Here is an 18509-nt window from a genome sequence, read left to right as displayed (position 1 = left end):
TTTGGGGCGCCTGCCCATGCGGCAGACGGGCAGGCCCTCGAAGCAGGGACGCCGGCTCGCGCGGGTTCGCTGCGCGGACTATTCTGCCAGCTTCCTGAGACCGTTGCACGGTCGCCCGGCCGATCCGCCGGAAAGCATGAAAAGACGTTCGGGAGATGGGAATGAACGAAGCGATGGCGGAAGCGACGAGCGCAGCGATCGGCCGTGCCGGCGGCCTGACAGTCTATGAGCTCTTCGCCTCCCAGGCCCGCGACAGGCCTGCAGCCACGGCGATTCTGCAGGGCGACACGGCCTGCAGCTATGCCGAGCTGGACGCCCGTGTCCGCCGCCTCGCCGCCGCCCTTGCCGCTCGCGGCCTGAAGCGCGGATCGGTGATCGCACTCCTGTCCGAGAACCGGCACGAGTATATCGAGATCCAGCTTGCGGCCGCCCGGCTCGGCGCCGTGGTCGCCTGCCAGAACTGGCGGCTCAGCCGGACCGAGCTCGCCCATTGCGTGACGCTGGTCGGCCCGCAGTTGCTGATCGCCTCGCAGCGCTTCGCCGAGGCTGCCGCTGCGCTCGGTCTCGATGTCCCGAGCCTGGTGATCGAGCGCGACTATGCGGCGCTCCTCGCCGACGCCGCGGACGAAGCCCCGCCGGTCGCCGCCGAGCCCGAAGATCCGCTGATCGTCCTCTATACCAGCGGTACGACCGGCCTGCCCAAGGGCGCCGCCATCAGCCACCGCGCCGAAATCGCCCGCAATGCGGTGCTGCGCATGGACATGCGCGCCACCGAAGCCGACGGCTTCGTCGCCTGGGCGCCGATGTTCCACATGGGCTCGACCGACCAGATGCTCGGCGCCCTGATGTCCGGCTCGATCGTGCATGTGGTCGACGGGTTCAACGCCGAGCGAATCGTCGCGATCATGGAGCGCCACCTGCTCGGCTGGCTCCTGCTCATGCCCGGCTCGATCGAGCCCGTGGTCGAACTTCTGAAGGCGCGCGGCATCCGGCCCCGCGGCATCCGCGCGGTCGGCGCCATGGCCGACCTCGTGCCGCTGAAGCTGATGGCGGAACTGTCGGGCCTGACCGGCGCCCCCTACCTGAACAGCTTTGGCTCGACCGAGACCGGCCTGCCGCCCGCCTCCGCCATGCTGATCCCGCCGGGCAAAATCCCGGAGCGCCTGTCGAAGCGCAAGAGTTCGATGTGCGACCTGCGCCTGCTGGATCCGGACGGCAACGAGGTGCCCGACGGCGAGCCCGGCGAGGCGGCGGTGCGCGGACCGACCGTGTTCTCCGGCTACTGGAACGCGGCGGCGACCAATGCGCGGGACTTCGCCGGCGGCTATTTCCGCATGGGCGACCTGTTCCGCCGCAATCCGGACGGCAGCTACGACTTCGTCGACCGCGCCAAATACATGATCAAGTCCGGCGGCGAGAACATCTATCCGGCCGAGATCGAACGGGTGCTGCTGGCCGACGCGCGCATCGGCGATGCCATCGTCCTGCGCCGTGCGGACAGCCGCTGGGGCGAGGTCCCGGTCGCCTTCGTGGCGCGGACTGACGACAGTCTCGGCGCGGAGGAGATCGACCGGCTCTGCAAGGAACACCTGGCCGGCTACAAGCGGCCGAAGGCGATCCATTTCATCCGCTTCGAGGATTTTCCCCGCTCGACCACGGGCAAGATCCTGCGGCATGAAATGGAGCGTCTCTACAAGGATCTTCTCAGCTGAACTCCGACGCTGGCAATTCCAGACACCACCGGAAAGGGAGCGGAATGGCACGAAGTGCGGTGAAAAGACAGGTCAACCGGCTGCCGCCGGAACGCCGGATCTCCGACATCATGAAGGCGGCGCGCGATGTGTTTACAGAAAAGGGCTACAGCGAAGCCCTGATCACGGACATTGCCGTGAGGGCCGGCGTCGTCGAAGGCAGCATCTATCGCTTCTTCGCCAACAAGCGCGAGCTTCTGGTCAAGGTCGTCGAACTCTGGTTCGAGGAACTTCTGACCCAGGATGCCGAACAGTTCGCAGGCATTCGCGGCGTCTGGAACCAGATCCGCTTCATCGTCCACACGCATCTCATGTCGATCCGGCGCGATCCGGCCTTGTCGCGGCTGATGTTCCAAGAGATCCGCCCGACCCCCGACTATCGCGGCTCGCGACTGTTCAAGCTCAATCAGGCCTATACCCACCGTCTCATCGATGTCGTGAAAGCGGCGGTCGCCAATGGGGAACTGCGCCCGGACACGTCGCCGAGCCTAGTGCGCGACATGGTCTTCGGCGCGATCGAGCATCGCACCTGGGCCTTCCTGCGCAACGAGGGCGATTTCGATCCCGATCAGATCGCCGACCAAATCACCAACATGGTCTATCGCGGCCTCGCCACAGACCGGAAGGGCGCCGTCACCTTCGACACCCTCTTCGCCCGCCTCGACGCCGCCACCCAGCGCCTGGAAGCGATCACCGAAACGCCGCCGAAGAAGCGCGTTCGAAAGACGGCGTAGCCGAATTCCCCGGGGGAGCGGCGTTCGCACGAACGCCTCCGCCCTGCCCCGTGGCTCCCAGCCCCGCCGACGGCAGCCGGACCGAGACTGCGAGATCGGGAGATTCGAGGTCCGGACAAGCAAGCCGAAGGCCGGGCGACGGCCCGGGCGGCTCTGCCCCCGACACCCCGTGCACCTGCGGACTCAAAGCCCCTGCAGCAGAACCTTCATGGTGCCGCGCTGGATTTCTGCGCCGGTCTGGTTCAGCACCCGGAACAGCAGGGAGCAGACATGGCGTCCGCCCTTCGAGGTCGGGCGGAGCGCCTCGATGGTGACCTCGGCCCGGATGGTGTCGCCGATGCGCACCGGGGCGGAGAAATCCCAGTTCAGGTTCAGGAGCGCGACGACCCGTTCGCCCAGGACGCCGACATGGGTGAACAGGCCGATGGCGGTCGCCATGGTCAGCGGGCCGTGGGCGATGCGGCTGCCGAAGCTCGTCCGGCTGCAATAGTCCGCATCCATGTGGACGGGCGTGAAGTCGCCGACCAGACCCGCGAACAGGGTGATGTCGCCCTCCCCGACCGTGCGGCCGGGGGTGAGATAGGTCTTGCCGATTTCGAGCGGCGGCTGGGTCATGGCGTATCGTCCTTTTGGCGCAGGGTACGGCCGGGGCCGCTGAAATAATCCGGACGCGGGATCGTCCAGGTCTCGCCCCACAGCTGGCCGCCGCCGGCGACGTTCAAGACTTCTCCGGTAACGTAGCGCGCGCCGTCCCCGGTCAGATAGGCGCAGGCCTCGGCCACCTCCCAGCTGCTGGCCGTGCGCATCATCGGGTTCGAGCGCGGATAGGCGGTGATCACGCTCGGATCGTAGACCCGCCAGCCGGGCGTCTCGATCGACCCGGGCGCGACGCAGTTGATGCGGATGTTGAGCGGGGCCCATTCCACGGCCAGCGCCTGGGTCAGCCCGATCACGCCGGAGCGCGCCGCGATCGAATGGGCGACCCCGTGCAGGCCCTGCCGGGTGACGACCACGATCGAGACGATGCTGCCCGGCCGCCCGGCGTCGCGCCAGCGCCGCCCGGCTTCCTGGATCATGTACCAGGTGCCGTTCAGGTTGGTGTCGATGACGGCGTTCCAACCCTTGACCGAGAAGTCGATCGCCGGCTGAGGGAATTGTCCGCCGGCGCTGTTGACGAGAATGTCGAGCCCGCCGATCTCGTCCCAGATCCAGTCGTGCAACGCGGCGATCGAGGCCGGATCGCGCACGTTGCAGGGTTTCGCCGAAGCGTCCAGACCGGCGGCGCGCAAGGCGGCCACGGCGCTGTCGAGCTTGGCCTCGTCGCGCCCGGTCAGCACGACGGCGGCACCACAGCGAGCCATCAGCCAGGCCGTCGCCTTGCCGATGCCGCCGGCGCCGCCGGAGATCAGCACGGTCTTGCCGGCAAACGCCGTCTCGCCGAACACGGTCGGTTCCGCGGCCAGATCGGCATCTTCGAGCCCGAATTCGGGGGCCTGTCCGGAGGTCGCCTCAGCCATTCCGCGTCATGCCCTTCAGGAGTTCGCCGGCGATGATCATCTTGCGGACTTCGGTCGTGCCGGCACCGATCTCCAGGAGCTTGGTGCTCCGGAACAGGCGATTGATCTCCGATTCCCAGATGTAGCCGCTGCCGCCATGGACCTGGACGGCCTTATCCAGCACCTGGTGGCAGGCCTCGGCGGCATACATAACCGAGGCCGCGGTCAGCTTGTGGATGTCGCCGCGCCCGCCGCCGCCGATCTCCAGCGGGGCGGCTTCCGCGAGCACCCGGTAGGTGAAGCTGCGCATGGTCTCGACCAGCACATACATGTCGGCCAGCATCGACTGGACCATCTGGAAGGACCCGATCGGCTTGCCGAACTGCTGGCGCGTCTTGGCATAGTCGATCGAAAGCTCGAGCGCCCGCTCGGCGACGCCGAGGCAGATCGGCGAGATCATGGCCCGTTCCAGATCGAGGCCGCTCATCACGACGGCGACGCCCTGATTCTCCTCGCCGACCCGGTTCGCGACCGGCACGCGGCAATCCTCGAACACCAGTTCGGCGGTCTGACTTCCGCGATAGCCCATCTTCACCAGCTTCTGCGCCACGCGGAAGCCGGGGAAATCCTTCTCGACGATGAAGGCCGAGATGCCCTTCGCGCCGCGCTCCTTGTCGGTCTTGGCATAGACCAGCAGCACGTCGGCGACCGGACCGTTGGTGATGTAGATCTTCGATCCGTTCAGCACATAATGGTCGCCGTCGCGGCGGGCGGTGGTGCGCATCGAGCCGAGCGCGTCGGAGCCGGCCCCCGGTTCGGTCAGGCCGAGCGCGCCGATGGTGCGGCCGGCGCAGAGATCGGGCAGATAGCGCCGGCGCTGGTCCTCGTTGCCGTTTCGGTAGATGTTGTTGGCGCAGAGATTGTCGTGCGCCGCCACCGACAGCGCCATGGCGTGGTTCCAGCGGCTGAAGCCCTGCAGCACCAGGCCGGCGGCGAGCAGATCGAGCCCGGCCCCGCCATATTGCTCGGGGATGGTGGCACCGAAGAAGCCGGCCGCGCCGAGCTTCGGAAAGGCCTCCTCCGGCCACCACTCCTCGTCGTCCATGCGCCGGCAGAGAGGATAGAGTTCGTTGCGGCCGAAGCGGTCGGCCTGATCGAGAATGGCGCGCTGATCCTCGTCGAGATCGAAGGCCATGGCCTGGTTGCGCCCCGCCCCAACTCCGCTGGCAGCGTTCATTTCGTCTCCTCCCTGGAAGGGCCGGCCGCCGCGACCGATCCGGCAACGACAGCGAACCCGGCCGTTCCGACCGTTTTTACTGAGCGCATTTCATCAGTGACCGGACCGCAGTGTCAACACTCGTTTTCCGGGCCTTTCGGGCAAGGTTCAGATTTCGCGCGGGGAAGCGCTGAATTGGCCGCGAAGGCATATTGACAGCACAAATGAACTCAAATCATTTACGAGGCGAAGAGTTCGCCGGCCGCTGTTTCGGGCGCCGGACGGACCCACCGACTTGGGAGGAATCGTGACCGACGCCGTCACCACCCGTCGCGAAGGCGCCGCGATGGTCGTCACCATCGACCGCGAGAGCCGCCGCAACGCGCTGAACGAATCCGTCGCCGCCGCCATCGTGGTGGCGCTCGATGCCGCCGAGGCCGATCCCGAAGTGCGCGTGGTCGTCCTGACCGGCGCCGGCGACAAGGCCTTCTGTGCCGGCGGCGACCTGAAGCCCGGCGCCGACGGCACGCCCTTCACCATCGACGCCGCCGATCCGCGCCACTATGTCAGCCGCCTGCTGCGCCGGATGGATGCCTGCCGCCTGCCGATCGTGGCGCGCGTCAACGGCCATGCGCTGGCCGGCGGCTTCGGGCTGGTCTGCGCCTGCGACCTGGTGGTCGCCCGCGAGGATGCGCTGATGGGCGTCACTGAGGTCAAGGTCGGCCTCTTCCCGATGATGATCCTGCCCTATCTCTTACGCGTGCTGCCCTATCGCCGTCTGACCGAATTGTGCATCACCGGGGAATTGATCCGCGCCGGAGACCCGGAGGCCGCCTCGATCGTCAACTATGCGGTGCCGGCCTCCGAGCTCGATGCCAAGACCGACTGGCTCATCGGCCGCATCGTCGACAAGTCGCCGACCGGCATCCGTCTCGGCAAGCAGGCGCTCGCGAAGATCCGCGAGATGTCGACCGACGCCGCGCTCGAATATGCGCAATTCATGCTCGCCAACATGGCCCGCACCGAGGACGCCCGCGAAGGCTTCACCGCCTTCGCCGAGAAGCGCCCGCCGGTGTGGACCGGCAAGTGAGGCCGGCCATGCGCGACACCATCCGCATCGGCTGCGGCGCCGGCTTCTGGGGCGACAGCCCGGAAGGCCCGCGCCAGCTCGTCCGCTCCGGCGGGATCGACTATCTGGTGCTCGACTATCTGGCCGAGATCACCATGTCGATCCTGGCCCGGATGAAGGCCAAGACGCCGACCCTCGGCTATGCGACCGACTTCGTGTCGCTGGTCATGAAACCGCTCGCCCGCGAGATCGCGGAGAAGCGCATCCGCGTCGTCACCAATGCCGGCGGGGTCAATCCGGAAGCCTGCCGTGACGCACTGCTGGCCGCCTTCGCGGAAGTCGGGGTCGATCTCAAGGTCGCGGTGGTGACCGGCGACGACCTGTCCGACCGGGCCGAGCAGTTCCGCGCCGCCGGCGTCACCGAGATGTTCTCGGGCGCCCCCTTCCCGGCGAAGACCGCCAGCATCAATGCCTATCTGGGCGCCTTCGGCGTCGCCGCCGCGCTCGATGCCGGCGCCGACGTGGTGGTCACCGGCCGCTGCGTCGACAGCGCGGTGGTGCTGGGGCCGCTGATCCACGAGTTCGGCTGGACGCCGGAAGACTACGATCAGCTCTCGGCCGGCAGCCTCGCGGGTCACATCCTGGAATGCGGCGCGCAGGCGACCGGCGGGATCACGACCGACTGGCGCGCGGTCGCCGACGACTGGGCCGACATGGGCTTCCCCATCGCCGATTGCCGGGCGGACGGCAGCTTCGAGGTCGGCAAGCCGGACGGCACCGGCGGTCGGATCACGCCTCCAATCGTCGCCGAGCAGGTCGTCTACGAGGTCGGCGATCCGGCCGCCTATCTGCTTCCCGACGTGATCTGCGACTGGTCGGACGTCAGGCTGGAGGCCGTCGGGCCGGACCGGGTCCGGGTCACCGGCGCGCGCGGCCTGCCGCCGACGCCGAGTTACAAGGTCAGCGCCACCTATGCGGACGGCTGGCGCTGCACCGCGACCATGATGATCGTCGGCCGCGACGCGGCGCTGCGGGCCGAGAAGGTCGGCACGGCGATCCTGGCCCGCTCCGAGCGGCTGATCGCGGCGGCAGGGTTCGACCGGTTTGCGGAAACGTCGATCGAAGTGCTCGGCGCGGAGACCAGCTACGGCGTCGCCCCCGCCGCCTCGCCGGCGCGCGAGGTGATCCTGAAGGTCGGCGTGCGCCATGCCAGCCGGGACGCGCTGCAGATCTTCGCCCGCGAGATCTATCCCGCCGCCACCGCGATGGCGCAGAGCCTGACCGGCTTTGCCGGCGGCCGGCCCGAGCCGCAGCCGGTGGTGCGGCTGTTCTCCTTCCTGATCGACAAGCGCGATGTCGTCGTGTCGGTGAAGACCGGCGACGCCGCGATCGAGGTTGCGACCGCGCCGGGAACCGAGCGCTCCGTCCCGGAGACCGCCCCCGGCGAGGTCGCAACGGCGCCGGTGCCGGATGGACCGACCGTCGCCGTGCCGCTGGTCGCTCTGGCCACGGCCCGCAGCGGCGATAAGGGCGACATCGCCAATATCGGCGTGATGGCGCGGCACCCGGACTTCGTGGCGCCGATCGCCCGCGCGCTGACGGCGGAAGCCGTGCGCGGCTGGTTCGCCCACCACGTCCGCGGCCCGGTCGAGCGCTTCGACTGGCCCGGCCTCGACGGTTTCAACTTCCTCCTGCACCGCGCGCTCGGCGGCGGCGGCATCGCGTCGCTGCGCTACGATCCGCAAGGCAAGGCCATGGCGCAGGTGCTGATGGACATGCCCGTGCCGGTGCCCGCTGCCTGGCTCCAACCCGGTGGCCGCCTCGAAGGTGTCGCCGCCATGGAAACCCGCCGATGAGCCTCTCCTCCTCCGATCCTGCCGGGCGGGCGTCGCGTCACGTCCCATTCCGCAAGGTGCTGATCGCCAATCGCGGCGAGATCGCCTGCCGTATCATCCGGACCCTGCGCGAGATGGGCATCGCGGCGGTTGCGGTGCATCATGCCGTCGAGGCGCGCGCCCAGCATGTCCGGCTCGCCGACGAGGCGGTCGAATTGAAGGGCGACACCCCGGTCGCCGCCCATCTCGACATCCGTCAGATCGTCGCCGCGGCGCTCGCCACCGGGGCGGACGCGATCCATCCGGGCTACGGCTTCCTGTCCGAGAATGCCGGCTTTGCGCGGGCCGTCGCGGAGGCCGGCCTGGTCTTCGTCGGGCCGGATGCGGCCTCGATCGCGCTGATGGGCGACAAGATCTCGGCACGCAACTTCGCCGACCAGCATGGCGTCCCGGTCGCCCCGTCGGTGATGCCGACCGACGATCTGGCCGATTTCGTTCGCCGCGCCGAGGCGATCGGCTTCCCTCTCCTGATCAAGGCGGCAGCCGGCGGCGGTGGCAAGGGCATGAGCATCGTCCGCTCGGCGGACCAGTTGGAAGGCGCCGCCCGCATCGCCTCGAGCGAGGCGCAGCGTTATTTCGGCGACGGTCGCGTCTATGCCGAGGTCTTCGTCGAACGGCCGCGTCATATCGAGGTGCAGGTCTTCGGCGATGGCGAAGGCGGCGCGATCCATCTGTTCGAGCGCGAATGCTCGGTGCAGCGCCGCTTCCAGAAGATCATCGAGGAGGCTCCGGCCGCCAACCTGCCGGCGGGTCTGCGCGACGAGATCTGCGCCTCCGCGGTTCGTCTCGCCGCCGCCGCGCGCTACCGCAATGCCGGCACGGTCGAGTATATCCTCGGCGCCGACGGCCGCTTCTTCTTCCTGGAGATGAACACCCGCCTCCAGGTCGAGCATCCGGTCACCGAGATGATCACGGGCCTCGATCTCGTGCGGCTGCAGCTGGAGATCGCCGCCGGCCATGGCCTGCCCTTCGGCCAGGACGCCGTGACCGCCCGCGGCCATGCCGTCGAGTGCCGCATCTGCGCAGAGAATCCGGAGCGCGACTTCCTGCCCGAGACCGGCACCATCCAGCATCTGGCCGTGCCCGAAGCCCCCTATCTGCGCTTCGAGAACGCGCTCGACCGCGGCCAGAAGGTGACGGCCGATTTCGATCCGATGCTCGCCAAGCTGGTCGCCCATGGCGCCGACCGCACGGCAGCCATCGACCGGTCGATCGCCGCGCTCGGCGACCTCGCGCTGTTCGGGGTGACGACCAACATCGACTATCTGGCCCGGGTGCTCGACCATCCGGCCTTCCGCGCCGGCGACCTTCACACCGGCTTCGTCGCCGAGCACCGCGAGGCGCTCGCCTCCGGCGCACCGGAGACCGGACGACTGCACGAGGCGCTGATCGCCGCCGCGCTCGGCCTGCGCGAATTCCGCGCGCTCGTCCTCGACGTGCCGGAGCCGCACGCGTCCATCGGCGCCTGGAGGAATTGACCATGACCTTCAAGATCATGATCGACGGCCAGGTCCACGGCATCGCGATCGTGGCCCGCCGCCCGCATCTCCTCGTCGAGATCGGCGGCCACCGCTACCGGGTCGAGGACCTGTGCGACGGCCGGTCCGGACCGCAGAGCTTGCGCATCGACGGCCGACCGGTCGCCTTCACGCGCGCGCCCGGCGCCGGCGGCGGCGTCGACATCCGCCTGGACGGGCGTACCTACGAGGCGCGGCCCTACGACCCGGCCGCCGAGGCCGCGGCGAGCGGCGGCGGGTCCGATCGCGTGCGCGCGCCGATGCCCGGCGCTGTCGTCGCCGTCCACAAGGCGGCCGGTGATGCGGTGCGCCGCGGCGAGGCGATCATCACCATCGAGAGCATGAAACTGCAGATGGCGTTGGCCGCCCCGCGCGACGGCATCCTGGCCGAGGTCGCGGTGCGCGAGGGCGACGTGTTCGACAAGGATGCGGTCCTGGCGCGATTGCAGCCGGTGACCGAGGAGCGCTGACCCCATGCGACGGATCGAATCCTCCATCAACACCGCCTCGGCCGAGTTCCGCCGCAACGAGGCGCACAATCGGCGCCTGGTCGCGGAGTTCCGCGAGAAGCAGGAGGCCGCCCGCCATCTGCGGCCGCAGCGCGACCTCGACCGGCTCGCCCGTCAGAAGAAGCTGACCCCGCGCCAGCGGATCGAGAAGCTGCTCGATCCCGGCACACCCTTCCTGGAACTGTCCTCGCTCGCCGCCAACATGGCCTATGGCGGCGAGGCGCCGTCGGCGAGTTCGATCGTCGGCATCGGCATCGTGTCGGGGCGCGAGGTGATCGTGCGCGCCGACGACCCGACCGTGAAGGGCGGCGCCTGGTATCCGTTGACCGCCAAGAAAATCGTGCGGGCGCTCGACATCGCCATGGAGAACCGCCTGCCGGTCGTGCATCTGTGCGATTCCGCCGGCGGCTTCCTGCAGCTGCAGAGCCAAGTCTTCCCCGACCGCTACATGGCCGGCCGCATCTTCCGCAACCAGTCGATCCTGTCCAAGATGGGGGTCAAGCAGCTGTCGCTGGTGTTCGGCCATTGCACGGCCGGCGGCGCCTACATTCCCGGGCTCTCGGACTACAGCGTTATCGTGCGCGGCACCGGAGCGGTGTTCCTGGGCGGGCCGCCGCTGGTCAAGGCCGCGACCGGCGAGGATGTCTCGGTCGAGGATCTCGGCGGCGCCGAGATGCATACCAGCGTGTCGGGCACCTGCGATTACCCGGCCGACAGCGAGGAGCACGCCATCGCGATCGGTCGCGAGATCGTCGCGCAATGGGACCGGTCGGAGCGCTGGCCTTTGCAGCGCGAGGCGCCGGAGGATCCCTTCTATGATCCGCAGGACATCTACGGGATCGTGCCCGACGACATCAAGAAGGCCTTCGACATGCGCGAGATCATCGCCCGCATGGTCGACGGCAGCCGCTTCCACGAATACCAGCCCAATTACGGCACCACGCTGATCTGCGGCTATGCCAACATCTGGGGCTACAAGGTCGGCATCCTGGCCAATAACGGCGTGCTGTTCAACGACAGCTCGCTGAAGGGGGCCCACTTCATCGAGCTCTGCAACCAGAACAACACCCCGCTGGTCTTCCTGCAGAACATCACCGGCTACATGGTCGGCCGCGAATACGAGCGCCGCGGCATCACCAAGGACGGCGCCAAGATGATCATGGCGCAGAGCTGCTCGCGGGTGCCGAAATTCACCGTGATGTGCAACGGCTCCTTCGGCGCCGGCAATTACGGCATGTGCGGGCGCGCCTTCGACGGCCGCTTCCTGTTCGCCTGGCCGAACCACCAGATCGGCGTCATGGGCGGTGACCAGGCCGCCAACACGCTGGCCGAGGTCAAGGCCAACCAGATGAAGCGGGCCGGCGGAACCTTCGATCAGGCGGCGGTCGATCAGGTCTGGGAAGAGACCCGCAAGGCCTACCAGGAACAGCTGTCGGCCTACTACTCGACCTCGGAACTGTGGGACGACGGCATCATCGATCCGGTCGACACCCGCAACGCCCTCGCCATTGCCCTCTCGGCCTCCCTCAATGCCCCGCTCGGACCTCCGGGCTACGGCGTCTTCAGGTTCTGACCATGCCCGAACCGATCCGCCTCTACTTCGACTTCGCCTCGCCCTACGCCTATTTCGCCCTCGACCCGTTGGCCGAACTGGCCGCACGCCACGGCCGGGCGCTGGAACTGCGCCCGATCCTGCTCTGGGCGGTGTTCAAGGGCCAGGGCGTCGGCAATCCGCTCGAAAAGCCGGCCCGGCGCGCCTATTTCGACCTGGATGTGGCGCGCTCGGCCGCCTTTTATGGCGTGCCGTACCGGATGCCGGATCCGTTGCAGATCTCGGCCCATCTCGCCGCCCGGCTGCATCACGCTGCGACCGCGGAGCGTCCCGACCTGGCGCTGCCGCTCGCCCGCGACATCTTCCGCGCCTTCTTCGTCGAGGGCCGCGACATAGCCGATCGGGCAGTGCTGGCCGACCTGCCGAGCGTGCTAGCCTTCGGCCCGGAGGCGGTTCAGGCGATGATCGACGGGGCAGACGGCCGCGGCCGGCTGGCGGCGGCGATCGAGGAGGCGGCCGGCATCGGCGTGATCGGCTCGCCCTACGCGGTCGTCGACGGCGAGGGCTTCTTCGGAGCGGACCGCCTGCCGCAGATCGCCTGGCGGCTCGGCGAGCGCCGAGACGCAACGGCATAGGGAGATGGGCGCCATGAGCGAGGCTGACGGGAACGCGGCACTGCAGCCGACGGCCTTCATCGATTCGCAGTCCGAACCGGTGCGGGATTTCGTGACCCGGCATGCCGGCACGGGCAGCGACCGCGAACGGGCAATCCGCCTCTACTACGCCATGCGCGATGCCATCCCCTACGACATGCGCCATTTCGGCATCGAGCCGCATCTTTTCGTCGCCTCCAACGTGCTGGCAGCACCGGCGGCCTTCTGCGTGCCCAAGGCGATCGCGCTGGCCGCGGCGGCGCGAGCGGCGGGCATCCCGGCCCGGATCGGCTTTGCGGACGTGCGCAACCATCTCTCGACGCCGCGCATGCTCGAATTGATCGGCACCGACGTCTTCTACTGGCACGCCTACACGGTGCTTCACCTGGACGGCCAATGGGTCAAGGCGACGCCGGCCTTCGACCTGGCCTTCTGCCGGAAGTTCAACGTCAAGCCGCTCGATTTCGACGGCCGCAGCGACTCGATCTTCCACGAATTCGACCCCGACGGCCGCCGGCACATGGACTATGTGCTCGACCGCGGCAGCTACGACGACATGCCGATCGAGACCTTTGCGGCCGAGATGCGGTCCCACTATCCGCGCCTCGTCGCCGCCTCGATCGCCGAGCGGACCTGAGCCGCAAACGACACAGAACGAAAGAAGTAGGAGGGGCGGAATGACCGAACAGGTGGTGATCGTCGGCGCGGCGCGGACCGCGATCGGCAGTTTCGGCGGCAGCCTCTCGGGCGAGACGCCGGCCGGGCTCGGCGCCAAGGTGGCGGCGGAAGCGCTGAGGCGCGCGACGGTCGAGGCCGAACAGGTCGGCCATGTCGTGTTCGGCAACGTCATCCCGACCGGCCCGCAGGACGCCTATCTGGCCCGGGTCGCGGGCATCGACGCCGGCATCCCCAAATCCACCCCGGCCATGACGCTGAACCGGCTCTGCGGCAGCGGCGTGCAGGCGATCGTCTCCGCCGCACAGTCGATCATGCTCGGCGATGTCGAGGTCGCGGTGGCGGGCGGTGCGGAGGTGATGAGCCGGGCGCCGCACTATCTGAATTCCGGCCGCTTCGGCCAGCGGCTCGGCGACACCACGCTCGCCGACGGCCTGACCGGCGTCCTGACCGACCCGTTCGGCAGCGGCATCATGGGCATCACGGCCGAAAACGTCGCCGAGAAATGGGGCATCTCGCGCGCCGAGCAGGACGCCTTCGCCGCCGAAAGCCAGCGCCGCGCGACGGCCTCGCTCGCCGACGGCCGCTTCGCCGACCAGATCCTCGCCGTCGAGGTGCAGAAGGGCCGCACCACGGTCTCGTTTGCGGTCGACGAATATCCAAAGCCCGACACGACCGTCGAAAGCCTCGCCAAGCTGCCGACCGTCTTCCGGAAGGGTGGCACGGTCACGGCCGGCAACGCCTCCGGCATCAATGACGGCGCGGCGGCCGTCGTGCTGACCTCCGAGCGCCGCGCGGCCGCCGCTGGGCTGACCCCACTGGCCCGCATCATCGGCTACGCCCATGCCGGCGTCGAACCGGGCCTGATGGGCATCGGCCCGGTGCCGGCGGTGCGCAGCCTGCTCGCGCGGACCGGCCTCACCATCGAGGATTTCGATCTGGTCGAATCGAACGAGGCCTTTGCCGCGCAGGCGCTGGCCGTCGCCCGCGATCTCGGCTTCGATCCCGCCAAGACCAACCCGGACGGCGGCGCCATCGCGCTCGGTCACCCGGTCGGCGCCACCGGCGCCATCCTGACCGTGAAGGCCATCTCGCATCTAAAGCGCACCGGCGGCCGGCGGGCACTGATCACCATGTGCATCGGCGGCGGCCAGGGCATCGCACTGGCGATCGAGCGGCTCTGAGCCCTTGCGTCATCCGACCCCGGGAGCTAACCGCCCCCGGGCGCCAGACCGGCACGGGCGACCGCCTGCCAGGCCCGGTAGGCGGCCAGCACCGTCGCCTTCTGCACCGCGACGCCGCGGCGATAGGCATCGCCACGGATGGTCTCGTCGGGATACTCGGTGATCAACGTCACCGGCACCACGCCGCGATCGTCGGCGGAGACGTGGCACGGCAGGCCGTTGACCATCCGGACCTCGACGGCGCCAGCATAGGTCTCAAACTGCCGCCGCTGCGCCTCAATCCAGGCGACGAGTCCGTCGAACTCGGCAAGGTCCCGCGTGACCCGGTCGAGCAGCGCCTCGGCCGCCGCCGCCCATCCGGCGTGATGGCGCAGGATCAGGAAAAAGCCCTTCGGGATGGTCCAGAGCGCGAAGTTGCGCGGAATGTAGCCGGTCAGCGGCCGGGTCCATTCATGCGCCGGGTAGCCGTGCAGATTGACGTGCAGCCGCGCGCCGGAACGCCGGACCGCCTCGTGGCGGATCGCCTTCTCGTAGAGACCGGTGCCGTCCGGCCCGGCCTCGCGATATTCGAGATCGTCGCCGAGTGCGGTGTAGCGGGCGGCATGGTGCATGTGGGCGGGATGCTCGCCGCAGAGGCGCCGGTGCAGCGCGTGGCCGTCGGGATTCTCCAAAGGGCAGAGCGTGAAATGCCGGCCCGGCCAAGGCTCCATCGCGCCCGCCGCGGCGAGCGCGCCGGCGATGCCGGTGGTCTCGTTGGCATGCTGGGCGGCGGAGATCATCACGGCCGCATCCGACCCGGCGAAATGGCGCGCCCAGACCGGGCGCCCCGCGCGACTGCGGACCTGGAAGGCGACACCGCCGAGCCGGTCGAGTTCGGCGGCGATGGTCACGGGCGACGGCGGGCCGTCGTCGGCCTCGTCGAAACGGCCCGGCGCCTCGGCTTCGTCGACGGCGAAGGGCCGGAGTGCGATCTCGATCTCCGGCGGGCCGGCGCCGACCGCGACCTCCGGCACGATCTGGCCCGGGCGCAGCCGCCGGTCGCCGGGCGGGCGTCCGGAGCGGGCGCCGAACCCTTCCAGGATCGAGAAATAGAGCTCCTCGTGCATCGCCTCGGCGAGGCTCAGGGTCTCGTGGCCGACGCCGAGCGGTTCGTCGGCGGCAGGGATGCGGACGCGCAGGAGCAGTTCCTCGTAATGGGGCTCGGTCTCCGGCCAGGGATGGTCGGCGACGGCCGCCAGCGCCGCCCCGAACAGGGCCTCGTAGTCGGTCTCGAGCCGTGCGTCCTGCCCGTCCGCGAGGCCCGCGCCATTCCCATCCAGGGCCCCCTCCGCTGCCCGTATCCGCCGCGCCCAGCCGGTCGGCGTCAGGCATTCGGCGCCGAGATGATCGGTCCGGAGATGGTTGGGGGCGAACACGCGATGATGCTCGATGCCGGCAGCCCGCTCGATCTCGACCCGGTAGTGCAGGTCCTCGCCGGCGGGCAGCGGCTCCAGGTACAGGGGGACCGGCGCCAGCAGCGCGGCGAGCGGATAGGCCTCGAGCCGGAAGCGGGTCGCGGGCGCGGCCGGGTGGACCGGATAGCGCACGGTCACGCTCCGGCAATCGGTGAGTTCGAGTTCTTCGCGAAAGAAGGTGACGAGCGGCTTGTAGGCGCTGCGGAATGTGGCATGGCCGCCGGCTGCGGCGACCCGCCGTTCCGCCGCCCGCCGCGCTGCCGCGTCGTCGAAGGTCCAGGCCTCGACCGTCTCGCCCGGCCGGGTCGCGGCGACGAGGATATCGAGCGTGCGGGCGAAGGTCTGCCGGAAGGGAAGCGGCATGGCGGCCCCACGATGGTTTCGGACGGCCTCGACCCTAAAGCCCCGGATACATGCTTGGGAATGCCGGATACGGCTCGTCCCACCTGCGCGGGCGCGCCCGCTCGTTTCACCCGCGGCTTGTCGAGCGGTCCTCGTAGAGGCGGACCGCGCGCAGCATGTTGGCCATCGCCTCGTGCAGATGCCGGTGCAAGGCCTCGGCAGCCTCCTGGGGGCGGCCCTCGGCAATTGCGTCCACGATGGCCGCATGTTCCCCGATCGCGCTTCCATAGGAATCGTTCCGGCAGACCAGCACCGTATGGGTCTGACAGAGCAGCTTCGCGTGCCAGGCGCTGACGGTCTCGTTGTCGGCCGCCGCGACGATCATCTCGTGGAATTCGCGGTCGAGTGCCAGCGCCATCTGCAGGTCGTCCAGCGTGCCCCCCTCCGCGTGGCGCGCATGGAGAGCGAGATTGCGCCGCAGGCTGGCGACCAGTTCGGCCGTGATGCCGCCCGACACGAAGGCGTTCAGCAGCGAGGGCGGCTCGATCATCATGCGCGCCTCGCACAGTTCCTCGACCACCCGCGCCGTGAAACGGCGCACGAAAGCGCCCTTGCGCAAGGGGCTTTCGACCAGCCCATCGGCCTCCAGCCGGATCAGCGCCTCCTTGATCGGCGTCGGGCTGATGTCCAGGTCGCCCGCCAGTTCCTCCGGCAGCAGTCGGCGTCCGCCGCCGAGGCGGCCGGACAGGATCCGGTCGCGCAGTTCCGCATAGGCCCGATCTGCAAGGGTGGCTCTGCTCAGGCTCACGGCGGTCTCCTCGTTTTGCCTATTAAAATAAAAAACAGAAAATTTTTTATTGCCAAGCCCTGCGGCCGATGTTTCTCTCCGGAAGAATGGAGCGCGTCCCCGCCATGAAGATCACCGCCGTCGATCCCTTCATCATGCACCTGCCGCTGACGGCGTCGTCGATCGCGGACTCGACCCATTCGATCACCCATTGGGGCGTGGTCGGGACGCGCATCCGCACCGAGGACGGCCTGGAGGGCTGGGGCTTCACCGGCACCCACGCCCATCTTGCCTCCGACCGCCTGATCACCGCCTGCATCCGCGACTGCTACGCCCCGCTGCTGCTCGGCGAGGATGCGCGCGACCATCGCCGGCTCTGGAAGAAGCTCGCCCGCAATCCGGCGACCCAATGGGTCGGTCGCGCCGGCATCACCCATCTGGCGGTGGCGGCCGTCGACATCGCGCTCTGGGATCTGGCCGCCAAGCGCGCCGACCTGCCGCTCTGGCGCCATCTCGGCGGGGCGACCCGCGAGCATCTCGACGCCTACAATACGGATATCGGCTGGCTCTCCTTCGGCGACGATCTCCTGGTCGATCTCTGCCGGAAGGCCGTCGAGGAGGAGGGCTTCCGGCGCATCAAGGTCAAGGTCGGCCACGACAATCCGATGCGCGACGTGCGCCGGCTGGAGGCCGTGCGCCGCGCCATCGGCCCCGACGTGACCATGGCCATCGACGGCAACGGCAAGTGGGACCTGCCGACCGCGCTGCGCTTCGCCCGCGCCGCCGAACCGCTCGACATCCTATGGTTCGAGGAACCACTCTGGTACGACGACGTGGCCTCGCATGCCGCGCTCGCCCGTTCCAGCCGCATCCCCGTCGCCCTCGGCGAACAGCTCTACACGCTCGACGCCTTCCGCAGCTTCCTCGATGCCGGGGCGGTGCATTTCGTCCAGCCCGACGTGACCCGGCTCGGCGGCATCACGGAATATATCGAGGTCGCCGACCTCGCTCTCGCGCACCGGCTGCCGGTCGCCCCGCATGCCGGCGAGATGAGTCAGGTCCATGTCCATCTGAGCTTCTGGCACCCGGCCTCCTCGATCCTGGAATACATCCCCTGGATCAAGGACCATTTCGCCGAGCCGATCCGGGTGGTCGACGGCCGCTATGTCCGCCCCGAACAGCCCGGCGCCGGCACCACCCCCCTTGCCGCCAGCCTCGAAACCCACGGCAAGAGCCTGGGCTGACGGAGGCGGAGGTTGAGGGCGATCCGCCGCCATCCCCCACTCGAAACCGCAATCCCGGACAAGGCCCGAAGGGCCGCCGATCCGGGACCTACTCGCGTCGCAACGGCATCAAGATCACGCGTGAATTTGGGGCACTGCGGTAAGTAGCCATGAGAGTAGGCCCCGGCTCTCCGCTGGCGCTCCGGCCGGGGATCCGTTCGGAGATCGGGGGCTCTCCGGCGGCATCCCCCGCCCCTTTCCACCCCCCAACCGCAATCCCGGACAAGGCCCGCCGGGCCGCCGATCCGGGACCTACTCGCCTCACGGCCGCGTCAAGATCACGCGAGAAAACAGGGCCTCGCGGCAGGTTGCGAGGAGAGTAGGCCCCGGCTCTCCGCTGGCGCTCCGGCCGGGGATCCGTTCGGAGATCGGGGGCTCTCCGGCGGCATCCC

16 protein-coding genes are annotated in these 18509 nt (G+C 69.0%); 11 read left to right on the top strand and 5 right to left on the bottom strand.

Annotation, left to right across the window (positions count from 1 at the left end):
- Positions 1-161 precede the first annotated feature (161 nt).
- Both KL771_RS25860 and KL771_RS25855 read left to right on the top strand, forming a co-directional pair.
- A complete protein-coding gene (locus tag KL771_RS25860; RefSeq protein ID WP_261971400.1) occupies positions 162-1712 on the top strand; it encodes a class I adenylate-forming enzyme family protein in 1551 nt (516 codons plus the stop codon).
- A 44-nt stretch (positions 1713-1756) separates the two neighbouring features.
- Positions 1757-2485, top strand: a complete 729-nt coding sequence (locus tag KL771_RS25855; protein ID WP_261971399.1) for a TetR/AcrR family transcriptional regulator — start codon at positions 1757-1759, stop codon at positions 2483-2485.
- 183 nt (positions 2486-2668) lie between these two features.
- Here the strand turns inward: KL771_RS25855 and KL771_RS25850 are convergent, their stop codons facing one another.
- From KL771_RS25850 to KL771_RS25840, 3 genes are read right to left on the bottom strand one after another with little or no spacing between them, the layout of a single operon-like run.
- On the bottom strand, positions 2669-3100 hold the full coding sequence (locus KL771_RS25850) for a MaoC/PaaZ C-terminal domain-containing protein (protein ID WP_261971398.1): 432 nt from the start codon (positions 3098-3100) through the stop codon (positions 2669-2671).
- A complete protein-coding gene (locus KL771_RS25845; protein WP_261971397.1) occupies positions 3097-4002 on the bottom strand; it encodes an SDR family NAD(P)-dependent oxidoreductase in 906 nt (301 codons plus the stop codon). The genes KL771_RS25850 and KL771_RS25845 overlap by 4 nt, the downstream gene beginning before the upstream one ends.
- A complete protein-coding gene (locus KL771_RS25840; RefSeq protein ID WP_261971396.1) occupies positions 3995-5218 on the bottom strand; it encodes an acyl-CoA dehydrogenase family protein in 1224 nt (407 codons plus the stop codon). Before KL771_RS25840 ends, KL771_RS25845 begins: the two co-directional genes overlap by 8 nt.
- Before the next feature lie 286 nt (positions 5219-5504).
- Between KL771_RS25840 and KL771_RS25835 the strand changes: the two genes are divergently transcribed.
- The 8 genes from KL771_RS25835 to bktB are packed head-to-tail and all read left to right on the top strand — an operon-like array spanning position 5505 to position 14251.
- Positions 5505-6287 (top strand): enoyl-CoA hydratase-related protein, encoded by a 783-nt coding sequence (locus tag KL771_RS25835; protein ID WP_261971395.1) that lies wholly within the window; start codon positions 5505-5507, stop codon positions 6285-6287.
- 8 nt (positions 6288-6295) lie between these two features.
- Complete coding sequence (locus KL771_RS25830) at positions 6296-8122, top strand: acyclic terpene utilization AtuA family protein (RefSeq protein WP_261971394.1); 1827 nt, start codon at positions 6296-6298, stop codon at positions 8120-8122.
- Positions 8119-9639, top strand: coding sequence for an acetyl-CoA carboxylase biotin carboxylase subunit (locus KL771_RS25825; RefSeq protein WP_261971393.1), 1521 nt, complete (start codon positions 8119-8121; stop codon positions 9637-9639). The genes KL771_RS25830 and KL771_RS25825 overlap by 4 nt, the downstream gene beginning before the upstream one ends.
- A gap of 2 nt (positions 9640-9641) precedes the next feature.
- Positions 9642-10148, top strand: coding sequence for an acetyl-CoA carboxylase biotin carboxyl carrier protein subunit (locus KL771_RS25820; protein WP_261971392.1), 507 nt, complete (start codon positions 9642-9644; stop codon positions 10146-10148).
- Positions 10149-10152: 4 nt separating this feature from the next.
- Entirely contained in the window at positions 10153-11760 is a 1608-nt protein-coding gene (locus KL771_RS25815; RefSeq protein WP_261971391.1) for an acyl-CoA carboxylase subunit beta, read from the top strand.
- A 2-nt stretch (positions 11761-11762) separates the two neighbouring features.
- On the top strand, positions 11763-12374 hold the full coding sequence (locus tag KL771_RS25810; RefSeq protein ID WP_261971390.1) for a 2-hydroxychromene-2-carboxylate isomerase: 612 nt from the start codon (positions 11763-11765) through the stop codon (positions 12372-12374).
- Positions 12375-12387: 13 nt separating this feature from the next.
- Positions 12388-13029: a transglutaminase domain-containing protein gene (locus KL771_RS25805; protein ID WP_261971389.1), complete on the top strand. Its 642-nt coding sequence runs from the start codon at positions 12388-12390 to the stop codon at positions 13027-13029.
- Positions 13030-13069: 40 nt separating this feature from the next.
- On the top strand, positions 13070-14251 hold the full coding sequence (bktB, locus tag KL771_RS25800) for a beta-ketothiolase BktB (RefSeq protein ID WP_261971388.1): 1182 nt from the start codon (positions 13070-13072) through the stop codon (positions 14249-14251).
- 26 nt (positions 14252-14277) lie between these two features.
- Here bktB and KL771_RS25795 read toward each other — a convergent pair whose 3' ends face one another.
- On the bottom strand, positions 14278-16068 hold the full coding sequence (locus KL771_RS25795; protein WP_261971387.1) for a peptidase M14: 1791 nt from the start codon (positions 16066-16068) through the stop codon (positions 14278-14280).
- A gap of 106 nt (positions 16069-16174) precedes the next feature.
- Complete coding sequence (locus KL771_RS25790; protein ID WP_261971386.1) at positions 16175-16855, bottom strand: GntR family transcriptional regulator; 681 nt, start codon at positions 16853-16855, stop codon at positions 16175-16177.
- 104 nt (positions 16856-16959) lie between these two features.
- On the opposite strand from KL771_RS25790, the gene KL771_RS25785 reads away from it, so the two are divergent.
- On the top strand, positions 16960-18078 hold the full coding sequence (locus KL771_RS25785) for a mandelate racemase/muconate lactonizing enzyme family protein (RefSeq protein WP_261971385.1): 1119 nt from the start codon (positions 16960-16962) through the stop codon (positions 18076-18078).
- The last annotated feature ends 431 nt before the right edge of the window (positions 18079-18509 follow it).

This window comes from Prosthecodimorpha staleyi (assembly GCF_018729455.1).
GTDB lineage: Bacteria > Pseudomonadota > Alphaproteobacteria > Rhizobiales > Ancalomicrobiaceae > Prosthecodimorpha > Prosthecodimorpha staleyi.
Note: the sequence above shows the minus strand (reverse complement) of the source record. Positions and strands in the feature narration are given on the sequence as shown.